Here is a 1,468-nt window from a genome sequence, read left to right on the forward strand (position 1 = left end):
AACAAGCAGCGCCGCGAGAAGCCGCTGGTGCGCAAGGCCATCGCCGATGGCAAGCGCATGGTGCGCGAGAAGTTCGGCGTCGATTCCGACACCTGCACCGGCGACCACTCCTGCATTCGCCTGTCGGGCTGCCCGTCGCTGTCGATCAAGCCCAACCCCGATCCGCTGCGCACCGACCCGGTCGCAACCGTGCTCGACAGCTGCGTGGGCTGCGGCGTGTGCGGCGAGGTCTCGCATGCAGCTGTGCTGTGCCCGTCGTTCTACAAGGCCCAGATCGTGAGCAACCCCAGTCGCTGGGATGTGTTGCGCGAACGCGTGCGCGCAGCCGTCATCGGCTGGCTGCAGCGCGGCGAGGCGCGCCGCCGTGAAGCCTATGCCTTCTGAAGCAATGACGAGCAACGCACAACCTATCAAGATTGCCATCCTCGCCATGGGCGGGGAGGGCGGCGGCGTGCTGGCCGACTGGATCGTCGACATGGGCGAGGCCAACGGCTACGTCGCCCAGACCACCTCGGTGCCGGGCGTGGCCCAGCGCACCGGCGCGACCATCTACTACGTCGAGCTGTATCCCTCGGCGCAGGCCGAAGCCGATGGCGGCCTGCCAGTGCTCGCGTTGATGCCGCTGCCGGGCGACGTCGACGTGGTGCTGGCGTCGGAGCTCATGGAGGCCGGGCGCGCCGTGCAGCGCGGCCTCGTCACGCGCGACCGCACCACGCTGATCGCATCCACGCACCGCGTGTTCTCCATCGCGGAGAAAAGCGCCTTGGGCGACGGCCGCGTCGACAGCGACCAGCTCCTCGCACACACCGCCAAGGCAGCCAAGCGCTTCATCCGCTTCGACATGGCGCAGGCAGCCGAAGCCTCGGGCAGCGTGATCAGCGCGGTGCTGTTCGGCACGCTGGCAGGTTCGGGCGTGCTGCCGTTCAGCCGCGCGCAGTTCGAGGCAACCATCGAGCGCGGCGGCGTGGGCGTGAAGCCCAGTCTCAAGGCTTTCGGCGCGGCGTTCGCTCGCGCGCAAGGCGGTGACGACGGTGAGCCTGCGAAAGAAGTGCCTATCGCTGCACCAGCACCCCAACCGCGCCACCCGGCCGTGCGGGCATTGGTCGAGCGGGTGCAACATGACTTCCCGGTGCAAGCGCAGGACTTCCTGCTCGAAGGTGTGCGCCGCCTCATCGACTACCAGGACCCGGCTTACGCCAGCATGTACCTCAACCGCATGGCCGCCATCGCCGCGCTGCCAGGCAGCGACGACCATCGCCTGCTGCGCGAAACCGCGCGCCACCTCGCGCTCTGGATGTCCTACGAAGACACCGCCCGCGTCGCGGCCCTGAAGACCCGCGCCACCCGTTTCGAGCGCGTGCGCGGCGAGGCCCGCGTACAACCGGGCCAGGTGCTTGCCATCAACGAATACATGCACCCGCGCATGCAGGAAATCTGCGAGACGCTGCCCGGCGGCATCGGCCGCTGG

2 protein-coding genes are annotated in these 1,468 nt (G+C 68.9%); both read left to right on the plus strand.

What is annotated here, in order from left to right; all coding sequences use genetic code 11:
* Positions 1-384, plus strand: a 384-nt coding sequence (locus ACSFA2_RS25370; protein WP_435458102.1) for an indolepyruvate ferredoxin oxidoreductase subunit alpha, incomplete at its 5' end; no start/stop codon positions are given.
* A 4-nt stretch (positions 385-388) separates the two neighbouring features.
* Positions 389-1,468 (plus strand): indolepyruvate oxidoreductase subunit beta family protein (locus ACSFA2_RS25375; RefSeq protein WP_435458103.1); only part of this gene is annotated, 1,080 nt, incomplete at its 3' end.

Source organism: Variovorax cryoconiti, from assembly GCF_051216395.1.
Taxonomy (GTDB): Bacteria; Pseudomonadota; Gammaproteobacteria; order Burkholderiales; family Burkholderiaceae_C; genus Variovorax.